This window comes from Streptomyces sp. NPDC002853 (genome assembly GCF_053591915.1).
On the sequence record NZ_JBSFUS010000023.1, the window covers coordinates 26,426 to 47,486 of the forward strand.

At 66.1% G+C, this 21,061-nt stretch carries 16 protein-coding genes and 1 tRNA gene; 15 read left to right on the forward strand and 2 right to left on the reverse strand.

Annotation, left to right across the window (positions count from 1 at the left end):
• Window positions 1–38: 38 nt before the first annotated feature.
• A complete protein-coding gene (locus ACWD02_RS41025) occupies window positions 39–638 on the forward strand; it encodes a TetR/AcrR family transcriptional regulator (RefSeq protein WP_451221485.1) in 600 nt (199 codons plus the stop codon).
• On the opposite strand, the gene ACWD02_RS41030 is transcribed toward ACWD02_RS41025, so the two are convergent.
• Both ACWD02_RS41030 and ACWD02_RS41035 read right to left on the reverse strand, forming a co-directional pair.
• Entirely contained in the window at window positions 628–1,647 is a 1,020-nt protein-coding gene (locus ACWD02_RS41030; protein WP_451221488.1) for an adenosine deaminase, read from the reverse strand. The genes ACWD02_RS41025 and ACWD02_RS41030 overlap by 11 nt on opposite strands.
• 126 nt (window positions 1,648–1,773) lie before the next feature.
• Entirely contained in the window at window positions 1,774–3,000 is a 1,227-nt protein-coding gene (locus tag ACWD02_RS41035) for a pyridoxal phosphate-dependent aminotransferase (RefSeq protein ID WP_451221491.1), read from the reverse strand.
• A 181-nt stretch (window positions 3,001–3,181) separates the two neighbouring features.
• Here ACWD02_RS41035 and ACWD02_RS41040 point away from each other — a divergent pair.
• From ACWD02_RS41040 to fusA, 14 genes are all read left to right on the forward strand, one after another.
• Window positions 3,182–3,254 (forward strand) — tRNA-Trp (locus ACWD02_RS41040).
• Window positions 3,255–3,365: 111 nt separating this feature from the next.
• Window positions 3,366–3,653 carry a preprotein translocase subunit SecE gene (secE, locus tag ACWD02_RS41045; protein WP_190084400.1) on the forward strand — a complete coding sequence of 96 codons (288 nt, stop codon included), beginning with the start codon at window positions 3,366–3,368 and terminating at the stop codon, window positions 3,651–3,653.
• Window positions 3,654–3,730: 77 nt separating this feature from the next.
• On the forward strand, window positions 3,731–4,642 hold the full coding sequence (nusG, locus tag ACWD02_RS41050) for a transcription termination/antitermination protein NusG (protein ID WP_451221494.1): 912 nt from the start codon (window positions 3,731–3,733) through the stop codon (window positions 4,640–4,642).
• Between the two features lie 174 nt (window positions 4,643–4,816).
• Window positions 4,817–5,251 carry a 50S ribosomal protein L11 gene (gene rplK / locus ACWD02_RS41055; protein ID WP_355803871.1) on the forward strand — a complete coding sequence of 145 codons (435 nt, stop codon included), beginning with the start codon at window positions 4,817–4,819 and terminating at the stop codon, window positions 5,249–5,251.
• A gap of 87 nt (window positions 5,252–5,338) precedes the next feature.
• Window positions 5,339–6,061 carry a 50S ribosomal protein L1 gene (gene rplA / locus ACWD02_RS41060; RefSeq protein ID WP_363212698.1) on the forward strand — a complete coding sequence of 241 codons (723 nt, stop codon included), beginning with the start codon at window positions 5,339–5,341 and terminating at the stop codon, window positions 6,059–6,061.
• Between the two features lie 157 nt (window positions 6,062–6,218).
• Window positions 6,219–7,112 (forward strand): hypothetical protein, encoded by an 894-nt coding sequence (locus ACWD02_RS41065; RefSeq protein WP_451221498.1) that lies wholly within the window; start codon window positions 6,219–6,221, stop codon window positions 7,110–7,112.
• Between the two features lie 65 nt (window positions 7,113–7,177).
• Complete coding sequence (locus tag ACWD02_RS41070; protein WP_451221501.1) at window positions 7,178–8,122, forward strand: hypothetical protein; 945 nt, start codon at window positions 7,178–7,180, stop codon at window positions 8,120–8,122.
• A 264-nt stretch (window positions 8,123–8,386) separates the two neighbouring features.
• On the forward strand, window positions 8,387–8,917 hold the full coding sequence (gene rplJ / locus ACWD02_RS41075; RefSeq protein WP_363212695.1) for a 50S ribosomal protein L10: 531 nt from the start codon (window positions 8,387–8,389) through the stop codon (window positions 8,915–8,917).
• Between the two features lie 113 nt (window positions 8,918–9,030).
• Entirely contained in the window at window positions 9,031–9,411 is a 381-nt protein-coding gene (rplL, locus tag ACWD02_RS41080) for a 50S ribosomal protein L7/L12 (RefSeq protein WP_160506646.1), read from the forward strand.
• Window positions 9,412–10,000: 589 nt separating this feature from the next.
• The gene (rpoB, locus tag ACWD02_RS41085) at window positions 10,001–13,486 is read left to right on the forward strand and encodes a DNA-directed RNA polymerase subunit beta (RefSeq protein WP_451221505.1); all 3,486 of its coding nucleotides are present in this window, start codon (window positions 10,001–10,003) and stop codon (window positions 13,484–13,486) included.
• Window positions 13,487–13,582: 96 nt separating this feature from the next.
• Entirely contained in the window at window positions 13,583–17,482 is a 3,900-nt protein-coding gene (locus tag ACWD02_RS41090; protein ID WP_361837202.1) for a DNA-directed RNA polymerase subunit beta', read from the forward strand.
• A 502-nt stretch (window positions 17,483–17,984) separates the two neighbouring features.
• Entirely contained in the window at window positions 17,985–18,356 is a 372-nt protein-coding gene (gene rpsL / locus ACWD02_RS41095) for a 30S ribosomal protein S12 (RefSeq protein WP_003948652.1), read from the forward strand.
• 2 nt (window positions 18,357–18,358) lie between these two features.
• Window positions 18,359–18,829: a 30S ribosomal protein S7 gene (rpsG, locus tag ACWD02_RS41100; RefSeq protein WP_003974303.1), complete on the forward strand. Its 471-nt coding sequence runs from the start codon at window positions 18,359–18,361 to the stop codon at window positions 18,827–18,829.
• 39 nt (window positions 18,830–18,868) lie between these two features.
• Window positions 18,869–20,995 carry an elongation factor G gene (fusA, locus tag ACWD02_RS41105; RefSeq protein ID WP_451221510.1) on the forward strand — a complete coding sequence of 709 codons (2,127 nt, stop codon included), beginning with the start codon at window positions 18,869–18,871 and terminating at the stop codon, window positions 20,993–20,995.
• The last annotated feature ends 66 nt before the right edge of the window (window positions 20,996–21,061 follow it).

Here is a 21,061-nt window from a genome sequence, read left to right on the forward strand (position 1 = left end):
ATCCGCTCACCTCTTCGTCAAGGTTGGTTGGACGGCACATGCAGCAGAAGCCCACCCGGGCCCGCATCCTCGACGCGGCGCACGCCCTCATGCTCACCATCGGCCTCGCCCGTGCCACCACCAAGGAGATCGCCAAGGCGGCGGGCTGCTCCGAAGCAGCCCTCTACAAGCACTTCGCGAGCAAGGAGGAGCTGTTCGTGGGCGTCCTCCAGGAGAGGCTGCCCCGGCTCGGCCCGCTCCTGCGCCGCCTGGCGGAAGACCCGGGGGAGCGCCCCGTGGAGGAGAACCTCGCCGAGATCGCCCGCCTGGCCAGCCACTTCTATGCCCAGAGCTTCCCGATCGCCGCCTCCCTCTACGCCGAGACCAAGCTCAAGCGCCGCCACGAGGACTCCATGCAGGAGATGGGCACGGGCCCGCACGTGCCCATCGAGGCCCTCGACGCCTACCTCCGCACCGAACGTGACGCAGGCCGGATCGCCCCCGGCGCCGACACGTTCGCGGCCGCCTCGCTCCTCCTGGGAGCCTGCGCCCAGCGCGCCTTCGCCTACGACTCCACGATCGGCAAGCAACCCCCGCAGCCCGTCGAGGAGTTCGCCGCCGGTCTCGCGCGCACGCTCCTCGCGGGCATCAGCCGCTGAGCCACTCCTCGATGCCCGAAAGCAGCTTCTCCCGTACGTCGACGGGGGCCGCCGAGCCGCGCACCGACTGCCGGGCGAGCTCGGCAAGCTCGCTGTCGTCGAAGGCGTGGTGCTTGCGCGCGATCTCGTACTGCGCGGCCAGTCGTGACCCGAAAAGCAGCGGATCGTCGGCCCCCAGGGCCATCGGCACCCCGGCGTCGTACAAGGTGCGCAGCGGTACGTCCTCGGGCTTCTCGTAGACACCCAGGGCCACGTTCGACGCCGGACACACCTCGCAGGTCACCCCGCGCTCCGCGAGCCGCTTCAGGAGCCGCGGGTCCTCCGCCGCCCGCACCCCGTGCCCGATCCGCCCCGCGTGCAGGTCGTCGAGGCAGTCCCGCACCGAGGCCGGCCCGCTGAGCTCACCGCCGTGCGGCGCCGCGAGCAGGCCGCCGTCCCGCGCGATCGCGAAGGCCCGGTCGAAGTCCCGCGCGAAGCCCCGGCGTTCGTCGTTGGAGAGCCCGAAGCCGACGATGCCGCGGTCGGCGTACCGCACCGCGAGGCGGGCCAGCGTGCGGGCGTCCAGAGGGTGCTTCATGCGGTTCGCGGCGACGAGCACGCGCATTCCGAGGCCGGTGTCCCGCGAGGCGCTCTCGACGGCGTCCAGGATGATTTCCAGGGCCGGGATGAGCCCACCGAGCCGCGGCGCGTACGACGTCGGGTCGACCTGGATCTCCAGCCACCCCGACCCGTCCCGGATGTCCTCCTCGGCGGCCTCCCGCACCAGGCGCCGGATGTCATCGGGCTCCCGCAGGCAGGACCGCGCCATGTCGTAGAGCCGCTGGAAGCGGAACCACCCGCGTTCGTCGGTCGCCCGCAGCTGCGGAGGCTCACCGCCGGTCAGCGCCGGGGGCAGCCGCACCCCGTACTTGTCGGCGAGCTCCAGCAGGGTCGTGGGCCGCATCGACCCGGTGAAGTGCAGATGCAGGTGGGCCTTGGGCAGCTCTCTTACGTCACGTACACGCTCCATTCCAGGATCTTGCCGTACGCGCGTGGCGTCCCGATAGCCACTTTCCCCCTTCGTGGTCTTCCCCGAACGAAGAAACGGGCCGCCTCCCCGGAGAGGGGAGACGGCCCGCGCGAGACCGGCGGCAGGCTAGTCGCGGGCCTCGGCAAGCAGCTTCTGGATCCGCGAGACGCCCTCGACGAGGTCCTCGTCACCCAAGGCGTACGAAAGACGGAGGTAACCCGGCGTCCCGAAGGCCTCGCCCGGGACGACCGCGACCTCGGCCTCCTCCAGGATCAGCGCGGCGAGCTCCACGGAGTCCTGCGGGCGCTTGCCGCGGATCTCCTTGCCGATGAGGCCCTTCACCGAGGGGTACGCGTAGAAGGCGCCCTCCGGCTCGGGACAGAACACGCCCTCGATGTCGTTCAGCATCCGCACCATCGTCTTGCGGCGCCGGTCGAAGGCCTCGCGCATCTTCTCGACGGCGGTCAGCTCGCCGGAGACGGCCGCGATGGCCGCCACCTGCGCGACGTTGGACACGTTCGACGTGGCGTGCGACTGCAGGTTCGTCGCGGCCTTCACCACGTCCTTCGGGCCGACGATCCACCCCACGCGCCAGCCGGTCATCGCGTACGTCTTGGCGACGCCGTTGACCACGACGCACTTGTCGCGCAGCTCGGGCAGGATCGCCGGGAGCGAGGTGAACTTCGCGTCCCCGTAGACGAGGTGTTCGTAGATCTCGTCGGTCATGACCCACAGGCCGTGCTCGACGGCCCAGCGGCCGATCGCCTCGGCGTCGGCCTCGCTGTAGACGGCGCCCGTCGGGTTGGACGGCGACACGAAGAGGACGACCTTCGTGCGCTCCGTGCGCGCGGCCTCGAGCTGCTCCACCGAGACGCGGTAGCCCGTGGTCTCGTCCGCGACGACATCGACCGGCACGCCGCCCGCGAGACGGATCGACTCCGGGTACGTCGTCCAGTACGGAGCCGGGACGATGACCTCGTCGCCCGGGTCGAGGATCGCGGCGAACGCCTGGTAGATGGCCTGCTTGCCGCCGTTCGTCACCAGTACCTGCGAGGCGTCGACCTCGTACCCGGAGTCGCGCAGCGTCTTCGCGGCGATCGCGGCCTTGAGCTCGGGGAGCCCGCCGGCCGGGGTGTAGCGGTGGTACTTCGGGTTCCTGCAGGCCTCGATGGCGGCTTCGACGATGTAGTCGGGCGTCGGGAAGTCGGGCTCACCCGCACCGAAACCGATCACCGGTCGCCCGGCGGCCTTGAGGGCCTTCGCCTTGGCGTCGACGGCGAGGGTCGCGGACTCGGAGATCGCGCCGACGCGGGCGGAGACCCGGCGCTCGGTGGGAGAAGTGGAAGCGCTCATCGCCCCATCGTTCCAGACCGGGAAGACCCCCGGCACGCGCCTTCGCGAGACCACCGGATCCGTTTCTGTTCGACGGGGCGCCGCAGAGCACGTACACTCACTGCTCGTTGGCCCTCACCGGCCGCACCTTCTCCTCGCACTCTGTGCACCCGGGCGGATGCGGTAGGTTGGGGGAAATCAAAGGGTCGTAGCTCAATTGGTAGAGCACTGGTCTCCAAAACCAGCGGTTGGGGGTTCAAGTCCCTCCGGCCCTGCTACACACTCCTCTCACCAGGATGTGTGCGCACATGTACGTACTGCATTGCACCGCCGTGCGGCTCATACCGGGCGCGGCACGGCCACGACCCGGAATCAGGTGAGGACGAGTGACGGACGCCGTGGGCTCCATCGACATGCCTGATGCCCAGGACGAGGCGCCGGAGTCCAAGAAGAAGGCCCGCAAGGGCGGCAAGCGCGGCAAGAAGGGCCCCTTCGGCCGTCTCGCGCTCTTCTACCGCCAGATCGTCGCGGAACTCCGCAAGGTCGTCTGGCCGACTCGCAGTCAGCTCACGACGTACACCACCGTGGTGATTGTCTTCGTCGTCATCATGATCGGCCTTGTGACCGTGATTGACTATGGGTTCAACCAGGCCGTCAAGTACGTCTTCGGCTGAGCCGAGAGCGAAGGGCGCCGTACCCGGCGCCCGTTTCGCGCGTTCCACCCCTCTGTATCCAGGAAGAAGCAGCCACCGTGTCTGACCCGAACCTGAACGACGCCATCGAGTCGGCGGAGTCCGTGGAGGACCAGCTCGACATCGTCGAGGCGGCGGACTCCGAGGACCCGGACCAGGCCGAGGCTGCCGACGCCGCCGCGGGCGTACCCGCCGAAGAGTCGGCGCTGCACGTCGAGACCGACACCGAGTCCGACGAGGACGCCGAGGCCGGCGAAGAAGCCGCCGCCGAGTCCGACGAGGACGCCGAAGACGCCGAAGACGCCGAGGCTGAGACTGCGCAGGACGCGGAGGCCGAGGAAGAGGCCGAGCCGGTCGACCCGATCGTGGCCCTGCGCGACGAGCTCCGCACCCTCCCCGGTGAGTGGTACGTCATCCACACCTACGCCGGTTACGAGAACCGCGTGAAGACCAACCTCGAGCAGCGTGCCGTCTCGCTGAACGTCGAGGACTTCATCTTCCAGGCCGAGGTGCCGCAGGAAGAGGTCGCGCAGATCAAGAACGGCGAGCGCAAGACCATCCGTCAGAACAAGCTCCCCGGGTACGTCCTGGTGCGCATGGACCTGACGAACGAGTCCTGGGGCGTCGTCCGCAACACCCCCGGCGTCACCGGCTTCGTGGGCAACGCCTACGACCCGTACCCCCTGACCCTGGACGAGATCGTCAAGATGCTCGCTCCGGAGGCCGAGGAGAAGGCCGCCCGTGAGGCTGCCGAGGCCGAGGGCAAGCCGGCGCCGTCCCGCAAGGTCGAGGTCCAGGTGCTCGACTTCGAGGTCGGCGACTCGGTCACCGTCACCGACGGCCCGTTCGCGACGCTGCAGGCGACGATCAACGAGATCAACGCCGACTCGAAGAAGGTCAAGGGTCTCGTCGAGATCTTCGGCCGCGAGACCCCGGTCGAGCTCAGCTTCGACCAGATCCAGAAGAACTAGCCCTCGCGGCTCCTCTGGAACATACGCCTCCGAACAGGTCAGACGGGCTCTCAAAGCCTGTCTGACCTGCTCGGTTTTTGGCCGCGCGACTATACCCGTTATCGTGGTGCGGTATGCCTCCATCCGGATGACTGGATGGTGGCTGGAAACTCTCACTAGGACCCGGAGAGAGCAATGCCTCCCAAGAAGAAGAAGGTCACGGGGCTTATCAAGCTCCAGATCCAGGCCGGCGCAGCCAACCCGGCCCCGCCGGTCGGCCCCGCGCTGGGCCAGCACGGCGTCAACATCATGGAGTTCTGCAAGGCCTACAACGCCGCGACCGAGTCGCAGCGTGGCTGGGTGATCCCGGTGGAGATCACGGTCTACGAAGACCGCTCCTTCACCTTCATCACCAAGACTCCGCCGGCCGCCAAGATGATCCTCAAGGCCGCGGGTGTCGAGAAGGGCTCCGGCGAGCCGCACAAGACCAAGGTCGCCAAGATCACCGAGGCGCAGGTCCGCGAGATCGCCACCACCAAGATGGAAGACCTCAACGCCAACGACCTGGACGCCGCGTCGAAGATCATCGCCGGCACCGCCCGTTCCATGGGCATCACGGTCGAGGGCTAAGAGCCTCACCCGTCTGACCTTTCTCAGTGGTAGGACCAAGCGCTGGTCCGCACCACGACTCCACACCTGAAACCACCAGGAGCAGAAGTGAAGCGCAGCAAGACTCTCCGCGCTGCGGACGCCAAGATCGACCGGGACAAGCTCTACGCCCCGCTCGAGGCCGTCCGTCTCGCCAAGGAGACCTCCGCGACCAAGTTCGACGGCACCGTCGAGGTCGCCTTCCGCCTGGGTGTCGACCCGCGCAAGGCCGACCAGATGGTCCGTGGCACCGTGAACCTCCCGCACGGCACCGGCAAGACCGCCCGGGTCCTGGTCTTCGCGACCGGTGACCGTGCTGCGGCCGCGGAAGCCGCTGGGGCCGACATCGTCGGCGCCGACGAGCTCATCGACGAGGTCGCGAAGGGCCGCCTGGACTTCGACGCCGTCGTCGCCACCCCGGACCTCATGGGCAAGGTCGGCCGCCTCGGCCGCGTGCTCGGTCCGCGTGGTCTGATGCCGAACCCGAAGACCGGCACCGTCACCCCCGACGTCGTGAAGGCTGTCAACGACATCAAGGGCGGCAAGATCGAGTTCCGCGTCGACAAGCACTCGAACCTGCACTTCATCATCGGCAAGGTCTCCTTCGACGAGACCAAGCTGGTGGAGAACTACGCCGCGGCGCTGGAGGAGATCCTCCGTCTGAAGCCGTCGGCCGCCAAGGGTCGCTACATCAAGAAGGCCGCGCTGGCCACCACGATGGGCCCCGGCATTCCGCTGGACAGCAACCGCACCCGCAACCTCCTCGTCGAGGAGGACCCGGCCGCCGTCTGATTCTGACGGCAGCCGCGTCGCGTACGCGTTCTGTGTGGACGGGCCCCGCAACCTTTCGAGGTGCGGGGCCCGTCCTCGTATTCGTGCATGTCCCTCAGAGCTGTCGGGGGACTGCGCTAGCGTGCAGGATTCACACGAGTACAAGGGGTGGGATGTCATGAACAGCACGACCATGCGACGCGCGGGCCTGTCGATCGCGGTGGCCGCCGCGCTGACCGGGGTCGCGGCCTGTGGCTCCTCCGGCGGCGGCGACGGTGACGCGAAGGGCAAGAAGAACGGTTCCGTCGCCCTGAGCCCGATAGCCGCCCTGCGCTCCATCGAGGACAAGACCGACGACGCCGACTCGGCCAAGATCGAGGGCAAGACGGTCATGGGCACCCAGATGTCGATGAACATGGACGGCGCCATGGCGTGGTCGGACGGCATCACCGGCAACGTCACCGCGACCCTCACCGGCGGCACCCAGGCCGAGCAGATGAAGCAGATGGGCCAGTCGAAGATCGACTACCGCTATCTGAAGACGGGCTTCTACGCGAACATGGGCGACCAGTTCGCCTCGCAGGCCGGCGGCGGCAAGCACTGGATCGAGTACGACTACGAGACGCTGGCCGAGTTGGGCGGCGCCGCCGGTGACGCCTTCAAGGACCAGATGCAGAACACCACCCCGAACCAGTCGGTCAAGATGCTGCTCGCCTCGGGTGACGTGAAGCGCGTGGGCGAGGAGACGGTGCGCGGCACGAAGACGACGCACTACTCCGGCGAGGTCGATGTCGCCGATCTGACGGGCAAGAACTCCGACCTGGACGCGTCTCAACTGGCCGAGCTCAAGGAGCAGTTCAGCCAGGCGGGGATGAGCACCGAGACCATCGACATCTGGGTCAACGACGACGATCTGCTGGTCAAGAAGACCGAGAAGGCCGACATGAAGACCGGCGCCTTCAACCAGACCGTCTACTACAGCGACTACGGCACCCCGGTCTCCGTGGAGAAGCCCGCGGCCTCGGACACCATGAGCTTCAAGGACCTCATGAAGCAGCAGCCGCAGGCCTGATCTCGGGGGTCAGGTATTCTCGCCGGACCGAATTATGTCGATCATGTGTTCCTAGGGGTGGGGTCATGACTGTGAAGAGAATGGCGGGCGCCGTGCTCGCCACCACGCTGCTGTGTACGGGTGCGGTGGCCTGCGGAGGCTCCGACAAGGACGGCAAGGCCAACGGGACGGGCTCGGGGGAGACCCAGTCCCGGTCGCAGGTGACCGAGGTCATCACGGCGGCGTACGAGAAGACCTCGAAGGCCAAGTCGGCCAAGGTCGAGATGACGATGTCGGCGCCGAAGTCGATGGCGGGCGCGTCCGGCAACATGAAGATGTCCGGCGTCATGGGCTGGGACCCGACCGTCATGGACATGACGATGTCGGGCTCGGCGCTCACGGAAGGCGACCCGGAGGCTCCCAAGGAGATCCGGATGCGCTGGCTCGACAACGTGATGTACATGGACATGGGGACCGCCGCCGCCAAGGACATGGACGGCAAGCGGTGGATGAAGATGGACCTCAACACCATCGCCGAGCAGGCCGGTGACGAGAAGCTCGCCAAGCAGATGACCGGCGGCCTGGACAGCATGAACCAGGACCCGGCCCAGCAGCTCGCGATGCTCCTGGACTCGCCGAACCTGAAGCACGCCGGCCCGGCCAAGGTCGACGGTGTCTCGACCCAGCGCTACAAGGGCCGTCTCTCCGTCAAGGAGATGATGGAGTCGAACAAGGGCCTGAGCGACGTGCTCAGCAAGAGCGAGCGCGACGAGCTCTTCAAGAGCATCGAGAAGTCGGGCATCAAGGGTTACGACACCGAGGTCTGGGTCAACGAGGACGACTACCCCGTCCGCATGGACATCGACATCAAGAGCCCCGAGGGCACGATGAAGACCTCGCAGAAGTTCTCGGACTACGGGGCCACCGCCAAGGTGTCCGCTCCGCCGGCCGGCGAGACCTTCGACCTGATGGAGATGTTCAAGGAGCTCGAGAAGAGCGGTATGGACATGGGCTCGGACAGCGGCGCCTGAGCCGATTTGCCTGACGAGAACCCGTTCGCGTACTCTTCCACAGAAGCCAAAGACCGCTGGTCGTTGCCGTGTGCTCGCAAGAGTGTTCGGTGGCCGAAGGATCCGCTGAAACTGCGGACGACCCGCGTAGGTGACTGTGGAAGTGAGTGCTCCCGGACGGGATTCCGTCAGGTCGAGCTCATGCCCCGGCGCCTGCGCCGGGGCGTTTTGTTTTGTCAGCCCCTTCTGAGCGGTCCTCATCACCCGGAAGGAGGCCGACGCTCTATGCCGACGCCCGACAAGGCTGCCGCGGTAGCCGAGCTCACGGACAAGTTCCGCAGCTCGAACGCCGCCGTGCTGACCGAGTACCGGGGTCTCACCGTGGCCCAGCTCAAGCAGCTGCGCCGTTCGCTCGGTGAGAACTCCGAGTACGCCGTGGTGAAGAACACGCTGACCAAGATCGCGGCCAACCAGGCCGGGATCAACCAGCTGGACGACCTGTTCGCGGGTCCGACCGCTGTTGCCTTCGTCACCGGTGACCCGGTGGAGTCGGCGAAGGGTCTTCGTGACTTCGCCAAGGACAACCCCAACCTCGTCATCAAGGGCGGTGTCCTTGACGGCAAGGCGCTGTCCGCCGACGAGATCAAGAAGCTCGCGGACCTCGAGTCCCGCGAGGTTCTGCTCGCCAAGCTGGCGGGCGCCATGAAGGGCAAGCAGACGCAGACTGCGCAGCTCTTCCAGGCGCTTCCCTCGAAGTTCGTCCGCACCGCGGAGGCGCTTCGTGCCAAGAAGGCCGAGCAGGGCGGTGCCGAGTAATTCGGCTCGCGCATTGATCGCCGCCCGCTAGGGCGACGGTCGCAGCGGGCCGAACGTACGCCCGCCTTCATATACACCCGGCACCAGCCGAATTAGTGGAAGGATCGCCCATCATGGCGAAGCTCAGCCAGGAAGACCTGCTTGCTCAGTTCGAGGAGCTCACCCTCATCGAGCTCTCCGAGTTCGTGAAGGCCTTCGAGGAGAAGTTCGACGTCACCGCCGCCGCGGCCGTCGCCGCTGCCCCGGCCGGCCCGGCCGCCGCCGCCGAGGTTGCCGAGGAGCAGGACGAGTTCGACGTCATCCTCACCGGCGCCGGCGAGAAGAAGATCCAGGTCATCAAGGTCGTGCGCGAGCTCACCTCCCTGGGTCTCAAGGAGGCCAAGGACCTCGTCGACGGCACCCCGAAGCCGGTCCTCGAGAAGGTCGCCAAGGAGGCCGCTGAGAAGGCTGCCGAGTCCCTCAAGGCCGCCGGCGCCTCCGTCGAGGTCAAGTAACTCCTCGCGAGTCGTCTGCCGCGCGCCTGTGGGCGCGTAGGCGGCAGGACTTTTCGGCGCTGCTTCAGGCAGCGCACGTCAAGGGCGATCACCCATCTGGGTGGTCGCCCTTCGGCGTTCTCCGGCGCACCCCACGGCTGCCTTGCGAAGCCCGCCCCGACGAGTATGGTGATCTTCGTCGTGCCCCGGAACGGCCGTGACGGTGACGAGCTGAGAGCCAAGTCGGGGCAGGGGGGCCTTGACGAACTGCACGCAGCGCGCAATTCTCAGGACGCGTCGTCACATCGATCCGCATCCGAGGCATGGATCGACGGCGAAGAGGGCAGTATCGATGTGCATCGAGGGCGTGGCTTGCAGCAGGGGTTGAGAACAACGAGGGTCTTCAAAAACCCGCACTGGACATCAGTGGGCCTAGTGGCTACACTGACCCTTTGCGCTGCCTGTTAGCTGCCTCCTGCCCGTCACCAGGGGCATGCCCATGCTTGAGCACAGTGGACTGGACTTTCCCTGACCTGGGGTGTTCCGTCCCTGCGTCCAACCTGGGACCGGTACGCGCGTAGTGAGTCCGAGCCCTCGGAAGGACCCCCTCTTGGCCGCCTCGCGCACTGCCTCGACCGCGAATACGAACAACGGCGCAAGCACCGCCCCGCTGCGCATTTCCTTTGCAAAGATCAAGGAGCCCCTCGAGGTTCCGAACCTTCTTGCGCTGCAGACCGAAAGCTTTGACTGGCTGCTCGGCAATGACGCGTGGAAGGCTCGTGTCGAGGCGGCTCTGGACAGCGGACAGGACGTCCCCACCAAGTCCGGTCTGGAGGAGATCTTTGAGGAGATCTCCCCGATCGAGGACTTCTCCGGGTCGATGTCCCTGACGTTCCGTGACCACCGTTTCGAGCCTCCGAAGAACTCGATCGACGAGTGCAAGGAGCGCGACTTCACGTTCGCCGCCCCGCTCTTCGTGACCGCTGAGTTCACCAACAACGAGACCGGCGAGATCAAGTCCCAGACGGTCTTCATGGGCGATTTCCCGCTCATGACGAACAAGGGCACCTTCGTCATCAACGGCACCGAGCGTGTCGTCGTGTCGCAGCTGGTCCGTTCGCCGGGTGTCTACTTCGATTCCTCGATCGACAAGACGTCCGACAAGGACATCTTCTCCGCCAAGATCATCCCGTCCCGGGGTGCCTGGCTGGAGATGGAGATCGACAAGCGCGACATGGTCGGTGTACGCATCGACCGCAAGCGCAAGCAGTCGGTCACCGTTCTGCTCAAGGCTCTCGGTTGGACGACCGAGCAGATCCTCGAGGAGTTCGGCGAGTACGAGTCCATGCGCGCCACCCTGGAGAAGGACCACACCCAGGGCCAGGACGACGCGCTGCTCGACATCTACCGCAAGCTCCGTCCGGGCGAGCCGCCGACCCGTGAGGCCGCTCAGACGCTGCTTGAGAACCTCTACTTCAACCCCAAGCGCTACGACCTCGCGAAGGTCGGCCGCTACAAGGTGAACAAGAAGCTGGGTGCGGACGCTCCGCTCGACGCGGGCATCCTCACGGTCGAGGACATCATCGCCTCGATCAAGTACCTGGTGAAGCTGCACGCCGGTGAGACCGAGACCGTTGGCGACAGCGGCACGTCGATCGTCGTCGAGACCGACGACATCGACCACTTCGGCAACCGTCGTCTGCGCAACGTCGGCGAGCTCATCCAGAACCAGGTCCGCACGGGTCTGGCTCGTATGGAGCGCGTCGTGCGTGAGCGGATGACGACCCAGGACGTCGAGGCGATCACGCCGCAGACCCTGATCAACATCCGGCCGGTCGTCGCCTCCATCAAGGAGTTCTTCGGCACCAGCCAGCTGTCGCAGTTCATGGACCAGAACAACCCGCTGTCGGGTCTCACCCACAAGCGCCGTCTGTCGGCGCTTGGCCCGGGTGGTCTCTCCCGTGAGCGGGCCGGCTTCGAGGTCCGTGACGTTCACCCGTCTCACTACGGCCGCATGTGCCCGATTGAGACGCCTGAAGGTCCCAACATTGGTCTGATCGGCTCGCTCGCCTCGTACGGCCGCGTCAACGCGTTCGGCTTCGTCGAGACGCCGTACCGCAAGGTCGTCGAGGGCGTCGTCACCGACGACGTCGACTACCTGACGGCCGACGAAGAGGACCGCTTCGTCATCGCCCAGGCCAACGCCGTGCTCGGCGAGGACATGCGCTTCACCGAGGCGCGCGTGCTCGTCCGCCGTCGTGGCGGCGAGATCGACTACATCCCCGGCGACGACGTGGACTACATGGACGTCTCGCCGCGCCAGATGGTGTCGGTCGCGACCGCGATGATCCCGTTCCTCGAGCACGACGACGCCAACCGTGCCCTCATGGGCGCGAACATGATGCGTCAGGCCGTGCCGCTGATCACCGCCGAGGCTCCCCTCGTCGGCACCGGCATGGAGTACCGCTGTGCGGTCGACGCCGGTGACGTGATCAAGGCCGAGAAGGCGGGTGTGGTCCAGGAGGTCTCCGCGGACTACGTCACGGTCACGAACGACGACGGCACGTACACCACGTACCGCATCGCCAAGTTCTCCCGGTCGAACCAGGGCACCTCCGTCAACCAGAAGGTTGTCGTCGACGAGGGCGCCCGCGTGATCGAGGGCCAGGTTCTGGCCGACGGTCCCGCGACCGAAGAGGGCGAGATGGCCCTCGGCAAGAACCTGCTCGTGGCGTTCATGCCCTGGGAAGGTCACAACTACGAGGACGCGATCATCCTGTCGCAGCGCCTCGTACAGGACGACGTCCTCTCCTCGATCCACATCGAGGAGCACGAGGTCGACGCCCGTGACACCAAGCTGGGCCCGGAGGAGATCACCCGGGACATCCCGAACGTCTCCGAAGAGGTCCTCGCCGACCTCGACGAGCGCGGCATCATCCGTATCGGTGCCGAGGTCGTCGCCGGCGACATCCTCGTCGGCAAGGTCACGCCCAAGGGTGAGACCGAGCTGACGCCGGAAGAGCGTCTGCTCCGCGCGATCTTCGGTGAGAAGGCGCGCGAGGTGCGCGACACCTCGCTGAAGGTGCCGCACGGTGAGATCGGCAAGGTCATCGGCGTCCGCGTCTTCGACCGTGAAGAGGGCGACGAGCTGCCGCCGGGCGTGAACCAGCTGGTTCGTGTCTACGTGGCGCAGAAGCGCAAGATCACGGACGGTGACAAGCTCGCCGGTCGTCACGGCAACAAGGGCGTCATCTCCAAGATCCTTCCGATCGAGGACATGCCCTTCCTTGAGGACGGCACGCCGGTCGACATCATCCTCAACCCGCTGGGTGTCCCGTCCCGAATGAACCCGGGTCAGGTCCTGGAGATCCACCTCGGCTGGCTCGCCAGCCAGGGCTGGGACGTCTCCGGTCTCAGCGAGGAGTGGGCGCAGAGCCTGCAGCGCATCGGCGCCGACCAGGTCGCCCCGCGGACGAACGTCGCGACCCCGGTCTTCGACGGCGCCCGCGAGGACGAGCTGACCGGCCTCCTCGAGCACACCGTCCCGAACCGCGACGGCGACCGCATGGTCCTCCCGTCCGGCAAGGCGCGGCTGTTCGACGGTCGCTCCGGCGAGCCGTTCCCGGACCCGATCTCGATCGGGTACATGTACATCCTCAAGCTGCACCACCTGGTCGACGACAAGCTCCACGCTCGCTCGACCGGTCCGTACTCCATGATCACCCAGCAGCCGCTGGGTGGTAAGGCTCAGTTCGGTGGTCAGCGCTTCGGTGAGATGGAGGTGTGGGCGCTCGAGGCTTATGGCGCCGCTTACGCCCTCCAGGAGCTGCTGACGATCAAGTCCGACGACGTGACCGGCCGCGTGAAGGTCTACGAGGCCATCGTCAAGGGCGAGAACATCCCCGAGCCCGGCATTCCCGAGTCCTTCAAGGTGCTCATCAAGGAAATGCAGTCGCTCTGCCTCAACGTGGAGGTGCTGTCCTCGGACGGCATGTCCATCGAGATGCGCGACACCGACGAGGACGTCTTCCGCGCGGCGGAGGAGCTCGGTATCGACCTGTCCCGGCGCGAGCCGAGCAGCGTCGAAGAGGTCTGACGGGTTGGCCGGCCGGACCTCGTGTCCGGCCGGCTCTCCCCGGACCCGTTCAGACCATGATTGAGACTCGACCCCGAAAGAGGGATTGACGACAAAGTGCTCGACGTCAACTTCTTCGACGAGCTGCGGATCGGCCTTGCCACCGCGGACGACATCCGACAGTGGTCCCACGGCGAGGTCAAGAAGCCGGAGACCATCAACTACCGCACGCTCAAGCCCGAGAAGGACGGACTCTTCTGCGAGAAGATCTTCGGTCCGACCCGGGACTGGGAGTGCTACTGCGGCAAGTACAAGCGTGTCCGCTTCAAGGGCATCATCTGCGAGCGCTGCGGCGTCGAGGTAACTCGCGCCAAGGTGCGTCGTGAGCGGATGGGCCACATTGAGCTGGCCGCCCCTGTCACGCACATCTGGTACTTCAAGGGCGTCCCGTCGCGCCTCGGCTACCTGCTTGATCTCGCCCCGAAGGACCTCGAAAAGGTCATCTACTTCGCGGCGTACATGATCACGTTCGTGGACGAGGAGCGCCGTACGCGTGACCTGCCCTCCCTGGAGGCGCACGTCTCCGTGGAGCGCCAGCAGGTCGAGAACCGTCGCGACTCCGACCTCGAAGCCCGCGCCAAGAAGCTCGAGACCGACCTGGCCGAGCTCGAGGCCGAGGGCGCCAAGGCCGACGTACGCCGCAAGGTGCGCGAAGGTGCCGAGCGTGAGATGAAGCAGCTGCGTGACCGTGCGCAGCGCGAGATCGACCGTCTCGACGAGGTGTGGAACCGCTTCAAGAACCTCAAGGTCCAGGACCTGGAGGGTGACGAGCTGCTCTACCGCGAGCTGCGTGACCGTTTCGGCACGTACTTCGACGGTTCGATGGGTGCCGCTGCACTGCAGAAGCGCCTTGAGTCGTTCGACCTGGATGAGGAAGCCGAGCGGCTTCGCGAGATCATCCGTACCGGCAAGGGCCAGAAGAAGACCCGTGCGCTCAAGCGCCTCAAGGTCGTCTCGGCGTTCCTGCAGACCAGCAACAGCCCCAAGGGCATGGTGCTCGACTGCGTGCCGGTCATCCCGCCGGACCTGCGTCCGATGGTGCAGCTGGACGGTGGCCGCTTCGCGACCTCCGACCTGAACGACCTGTACCGCCGCGTCATCAACCGCAACAACCGTCTGAAGCGGCTTCTCGACCTCGGTGCTCCCGAGATCATCGTGAACAACGAGAAGCGCATGCTCCAGGAGGCCGTGGACGCCCTCTTCGACAACGGTCGTCGTGGTCGCCCGGTCACCGGTCCCGGTAACCGCCCGCTGAAGTCCCTGAGCGACATGCTCAAGGGCAAGCAGGGTCGTTTCCGTCAGAACCTTCTCGGCAAGCGTGTGGACTACTCCGCGCGTTCCGTGATCGTCGTCGGCCCGCAGCTGAAGCTGCACCAGTGTGGTCTGCCGAAGGCCATGGCACTGGAGCTCTTCAAGCCGTTCGTGATGAAGCGCCTGGTTGACCTCAACCACGCGCAGAACATCAAGTCGGCGAAGCGCATGGTCGAGCGCGGCCGCACGGTCGTGTACGACGTCCTGGAAGAGGTCATCGCGGAGCACCCGGTTCTGCTGAACCGTGCGCCCACGCTGCACCGCCTCGGCATCCAGGCCTTCGAGCCGCAGCTGGTCGAGGGCAAGGCCATTCAGATCCACCCGCTCGTCTGCACCGCGTTCAACGCGGACTTCGACGGTGACCAGATGGCCGTGCACCTGCCGCTCTCCGCGGAGGCGCAGGCCGAGGCCCGCATCCTGATGCTGTCCTCGAACAACATCCTGAAGCCGGCAGACGGCCGTCCCGTCACCATGCCGACCCAGGACATGGTTCTCGGTCTCTTCTTCCTCACGACGGACGAGGAAGAGCGCAAGGTCATCGGTGAGGGCCGCTCGTTCGGTTCCTCCGCCGAGGCGACCATGGCGTTCGACGCCAAGGAGCTCTCGCTCCAGGCGAAGGTCGACATCCGCTTCCCGGTGGGCACCATCCCGCCGCGTGGCTGGACCCCGCCGGCCGTCGAAGAGGGCGAGCAGGAGTACCAGCAGGGCGACAGCTTCCGGCTGCGGACGACCCTGGGCCGCGCGCTCTTCAACGAGCTGCTGCCCGAGGACTACCCGTTCGTCGACTACTCGGTGGGCAAGAAGCAGCTCTCCGAGATCGTCAACGACCTGGCCGAGCGCTACCCCAAGGTCATCGTGGCGGCGACGCTCGACAACCTGAAGGCGGCGGGCTTCTTCTGGGCGACCCGTTCCGGTGTCACCGTGGCCATCTCCGACGTCGTGGTCCCCGAGGCCAAGAAGGCGATCGTCGCGGGCTACGAGGCGCAGGACGAGAAGGTCCAGAAGCAGTACGAGCGCGGTCTGATCACCAAGGACGAGCGCACGCAGGAGCTCATCGCGATCTGGACCAAGGCGACCAACGAGGTTGCCGAGGCGATGAACGCGAACTTCCCCAAGACGAACCCCATCTTCATGATGGTTGACTCGGGTGCCCGAGGAAACATGATGCAGATGCGTCAGATCGCCGGTATGCGTGGTCTGGTGTCGAACGCGAAGAACGAGACGATCCCGCGCCCGATTAAGGCATCGTTCCGCGAGGGTCTGTCCGTCCTCGAGTACTTCATCTCGACGCACGGTGCCCGCAAGGGTCTGGCGGACACGGCTCTCCGTACCGCTGACTCCGGTTACCTCACCCGTCGTCTGGTCGACGTCTCTCAGGACGTCATCATTCGCGAGGAGGACTGTGGCACCGAGCGCGGTCTGAAGCTCAAGATCGCGGTCAAGGGCGAGGACGGTGTGCTCCGCAAGACGGAGAACGTCGAGACCTCGGTGTACGCCCGCATGCTGGCCGAGGACGTCGTCATCGACGGCAAGGTCATCGCGCCGGCGAACGTCGACCTCGGTGACGTCCTCATCGACGCCCTGGTCGCCAACGGCGTCGAGGAGGTCAAGACCCGTTCGGTCCTGACCTGTGAGTCCGCGGTCGGCACCTGTGCCTTCTGCTACGGCCGTTCGCTCGCCACCGGCAAGCTGGTCGACATCGGTGAGGCGGTCGGCATCATCGCCGCCCAGTCCATCGGTGAGCCCGGCACGCAGCTGACGATGCGTACGTTCCACACCGGTGGTGTGGCCGGTGACGACATCACCCAGGGTCTGCCCCGTGTCGTCGAGCTCTTCGAGGCTCGTACGCCCAAGGGTGTCGCCCCGATCTCGGAGGCGGCAGGCCGCATCCGTATCGAGGAGACCGAGAAGACCAAGAAGATCGTCGTCACGCCGGACGACGGCAGCGACGAGACTCCCTTCCCGATCTCGAAGCGCGCCAAGGTCCTCGTGCGTGAGGGTGACCACGTCGAGGTGGGCCAGAAGCTCACCTTCGGTGCCACCAACCCGCACGACGTGCTGCGGATCCTCGGTCAGCGCGCGGTCCAGGTCCACCTGGTCGGCGAAGTCCAGAAGGTCTACAACAGCCAGGGCGTGTCGATCCACGACAAGCACATCGAGATCATCATCCGGCAGATGCTGCGCCGCGTGACGATCATCGAGTCCGGCGACGCGGAGCTGCTGCCGGGCGAGCTCGTCGAGCGCTCGAAGTTCGAGACCGAGAACCGTCGTGTTGTGACGGAGGGTGGCCACCCGGCCTCCGGCCGTCCGCAGCTGATGGGTATCACCAAGGCCTCGCTCGCGACGGAGTCGTGGCTGTCCGCGGCCTCCTTCCAGGAGACGACCAGGGTCCTGACGGACGCGGCGATCAACGCCAAGTCCGACTCCCTGATCGGCCTCAAGGAGAACGTCATCATCGGTAAGCTCATCCCGGCCGGTACGGGTCTCTCCCGCTACCGCAACATCCGGGTCGAGCCGACCGAGGAAGCCAAGGCCGCGATGTACTCGGCCGTCGGCTACGACGACATCGACTACTCGCCCTTCGGGACGGGGTCGGGCCAGGCTGTGCCTCTGGAGGACTACGACTACGGGCCTTACAACCAGTAAGCCCCAGGTCTGTTGAAGGGCGGTCACCCCGAGGGGGGTGGCCGCCCTTCGGCGTTCCCCGGTGGTATGACGTACGACACGGCCCTGATAGCGCGCGGCGCGATCCCGGGGGAGGGTGCGCGGCGGGGCTGAGCAGCCGCTCCCGGGGGTGGAAGTCGCTGGTCCGCGGCTTGCGACTCTGGGCCGCTTAGTGGCCGTGAGGGCCGCTGTCAAGCCTTCCCGGGAGGCGTCCTTGATGCGTCCAGATGCCCGGCGTGTCGGGGGCGATCGCATTTGTTTTGACCAACCCCGATGAGGTAGGTACGCTCAGACCTTGTGCCTGGGGTGTGCCTGGGCTCGCGCGCGTGTCTTCAGCCGCTGTGTGAGTCCGAGAACGGCCACCGCAATCTGCGCTCCTATCCGCCTTGCGGCGGGAGTCTGCAGGATTCGACACACCCGACCGCGTGGGTCGGCGACGTTCCAGGTTAGCTTTACCATTCGGCACACAGAAACCGGAGAAGTAGTGCCTACGATCCAGCAGCTGGTCCGGAAGGGCCGGCAGGACAAGGTCGAGAAGAACAAGACGCCCGCACTCGAGGGTTCGCCCCAGCGCCGCGGCGTCTGCACGCGTGTGTTCACGACCACCCCGAAGAAGCCGAACTCGGCCCTGCGTAAGGTCGCGCGTGTGCGTCTGACCAGCGGGATCGAAGTCACCGCTTACATTCCGGGTGAGGGACACAACCTGCAGGAGCACTCCATCGTGCTCGTGCGTGGTGGCCGTGTGAAGGACCTGCCGGGTGTTCGCTACAAGATCATCCGCGGCTCCCTTGACACCCAGGGCGTCAAGAACCGCAAGCAGGCCCGCAGCCGCTACGGCGCCAAGAAGGAGAAGTAAGAATGCCTCGTAAGGGCCCCGCCCCGAAGCGCCCGGTCATCATCGACCCGGTCTACGGTTCTCCTCTGGTGACCTCCCTCATCAACAAGGTGCTGCTGAACGGCAAGCGCTCCACCGCCGAGCGCATCGTGTACGGCGCCATGGAGGGCCTGCGCGAGAAGACCGGCAACGACCCGGTCATCACGCTCAAGCGCGCGCTCGAGAACATCAAGCCGACCCTCGAGGTCAAGTCCCGCCGCGTCGGCGGTGCGACCTACCAGGTTCCGATCGAGGTCAAGCCCGGTCGTGCCAACACGCTGGCCCTGCGCTGGCTGGTCGGTTACTCCCGCGCCCGTCGCGAGAAGACGATGACCGAGCGTCTCCTCAACGAGCTCCTCGACGCCTCCAACGGCCTTGGTGCCGCTGTGAAGAAGCGTGAGGACACCCACAAGATGGCCGAGTCCAACAAGGCCTTCGCGCACTACCGCTGGTAGTCGCTACCCACATCGAGACCGAGAGAAGACTGAGCCGATATGGCTACCACTTCACTTGACCTGGCCAAGGTGCGCAACATCGGCATCATGGCCCACATCGACGCGGGCAAGACGACGACCACCGAGCGGATCCTGTTCTACACCGGTGTCTCGTACAAGATCGGTGAGGTTCACGACGGCGCCGCGACGATGGACTGGATGGAGCAGGAGCAGGAGCGTGGCATCACGATCACCTCTGCTGCCACCACCTGTCACTGGCCGCTGAACGACGTCGACCACACCATCAACATCATCGACACCCCGGGCCACGTCGACTTCACCGTCGAGGTAGAGCGTTCGCTCCGTGTCCTCGACGGTGCCGTGACGGTGTTCGACGGCGTCGCCGGTGTTGAGCCCCAGTCCGAGACCGTGTGGCGTCAGGCGGACCGCTACGGCGTCCCGCGTATCTGCTTCGTCAACAAGCTCGACCGTACGGGTGCCGAGTTCCACCGCTGCGTCGACATGATTGTCGACCGCCTCGGTGCGACCCCGATCGTCATGCAGCTGCCCATCGGCGCAGAGGCTGACTTCAAGGGTGTCGTCGACCTCGTCACGATGAAGGCCTTCGTCTGGTCCGCAGAGACCAAGATGGGCGAGGCGTACGACATCGTCGACATCCCCGCGACGCACACCGAGGCCGCTGAAGAGTGGCGCGGGAAGCTCCTCGAGGCTGTCGCCGAGAACGACGAGCAGATGATGGAGCTGTACCTCGAGGGCCAGGAGCCCACCGAGGACCAGCTGTACGAGGCCATTCGCCGCGTCACCATCGCCTCCGGCAAGGGCGGCGACACCACCGTCACCCCCGTGTTCTGTGGCACCGCGTTCAAGAACAAGGGCGTCCAGCCCCTGCTCGACGCGGTCGTGCGTTACCTGCCTTCGCCCCTGGACGTCGAGGCCATCGAGGGCCACGACGTCAAGGACCCCGAGGTCGTCGTCAAGCGCAAGCCTTCGGACGAGGAGCCGCTCTCGGCTCTTGCGTTCAAGATCGCGAGCGACCCGCACCTCGGCAAGCTCACCTTCGTCCGGATCTACTCCGGTCGCCTGCAGGCCGGCACCGCGGTGCTGAACTCGGTCAAGGGCAAGAAGGAGCGCATCGGCAAGATCTACCGCATGCACGCGAACAAGCGTGAGGAGATCGAGTCGGTGGGCGCCGGCGACATCGTCGCCGTCATGGGCCTGAAGCAGACCACCACCGGTGAGACGCTGTGTGACGACAAGAAGCCGGTCATCCTGGAGTCCATGGACTTCCCGGCGCCGGTCATTCAGGTCGCCATCGAGCCCAAGTCCAAGGGTGACCAGGAGAAGCTGGGTGTAGCCATCCAGCGTCTCTCGGAGGAGGACCCCTCCTTCCAGGTCCACTCGGACGAGGAGACCGGCCAGACCATCATCGGTGGTATGGGCGAGCTTCACCTCGAGGTGCTCGTCGACCGCATGAAGCGCGAATTCCGCGTCGAGGCGAACGTCGGCAAGCCCCAGGTCGCGTACCGCGAGACGATCCGTCGGGCCGTCGAGCGCGTGGACTACACCCACAAGAAGCAGACCGGTGGTACCGGTCAGTTCGCCAAGGTGCAGATCGCGATCGAGCCCATCGAGGGCGGCGAGGCGTCGTACGAGTTCGTGAACAAGGTCACCGGTGGCCGTATCCCGCGGGAGTACATCCCGTCGGTGGACGCCGGTGCGCAGGAGGCCATGCAGTTCGGCATCCTGGCGGGCTACGAGATGACTGGTGTTCGCATCACGCTTCTCGACGGCGCCTACCACGAGGTCGACTCCTCCGAGCTCGCCTTCAAGATCGCCGGTTCGCAGGCCTTCAAGGAGGCCGCGCGCCAGGCAAAGCCCGTGCTGCTCGAGCCGATGATGGCCGTCGAGGTCACCACGCCCGAGGACTACATGGGCGATGTCATCGGTGACATCAACTCCCGCCGTGGCCAGATTCAGGCCATGGAGGAGCGCAGCGGCGCTCGCGTCGTGAAGGGCCTCGTGCCCCTCTCGGAGATGTTCGGCTACGTCGGAGACCTCCGCAGCAAGACGTCGGGTCGCGCAAGCTACTCAATGCAGTTCGACTCCTACGCCGAGGTTCCGCGGAACGTCGCCGAGGAGATCATCGCGAAGGCCAAGGGCGAGTAACTCCCCCGAGTTCACGCTTTAGGCTTGTCACCGGAAGTCCTGAGGCATTCCGACCGTTCTACGGAC

What these genes read in the sequence shown, in the direction of transcription:
- ACWD02_RS41070 (WP_451221501.1), top strand. Translation starts at nt 7,178, where the DNA reads ATGACTGTGAAGAGAATGGCGGGCGCCGTGCTCGCCACCACGCTGCTG.
- ACWD02_RS41035 (WP_451221491.1), bottom strand. Translation starts at nt 3,000, where the DNA reads ATGAGCGCTTCCACTTCTCCCACCGAGCGCCGGGTCTCCGCCCGCGTC.
- rplL (WP_160506646.1), top strand. Translation starts at nt 9,031, where the DNA reads ATGGCGAAGCTCAGCCAGGAAGACCTGCTTGCTCAGTTCGAGGAGCTC.
- rpsG (WP_003974303.1), top strand. Translation starts at nt 18,359, where the DNA reads ATGCCTCGTAAGGGCCCCGCCCCGAAGCGCCCGGTCATCATCGACCCG.
- rplJ (WP_363212695.1), top strand. Translation starts at nt 8,387, where the DNA reads ATGCCGACGCCCGACAAGGCTGCCGCGGTAGCCGAGCTCACGGACAAG.
- fusA (WP_451221510.1), top strand. Translation starts at nt 18,869, where the DNA reads ATGGCTACCACTTCACTTGACCTGGCCAAGGTGCGCAACATCGGCATC.
- rplK (WP_355803871.1), top strand. Translation starts at nt 4,817, where the DNA reads ATGCCTCCCAAGAAGAAGAAGGTCACGGGGCTTATCAAGCTCCAGATC.
- ACWD02_RS41030 (WP_451221488.1), bottom strand. Translation starts at nt 1,647, where the DNA reads ATGGAGCGTGTACGTGACGTAAGAGAGCTGCCCAAGGCCCACCTGCAT.
- ACWD02_RS41025 (WP_451221485.1), top strand. Translation starts at nt 39, where the DNA reads ATGCAGCAGAAGCCCACCCGGGCCCGCATCCTCGACGCGGCGCACGCC.
- ACWD02_RS41065 (WP_451221498.1), top strand. Translation starts at nt 6,219, where the DNA reads ATGAACAGCACGACCATGCGACGCGCGGGCCTGTCGATCGCGGTGGCC.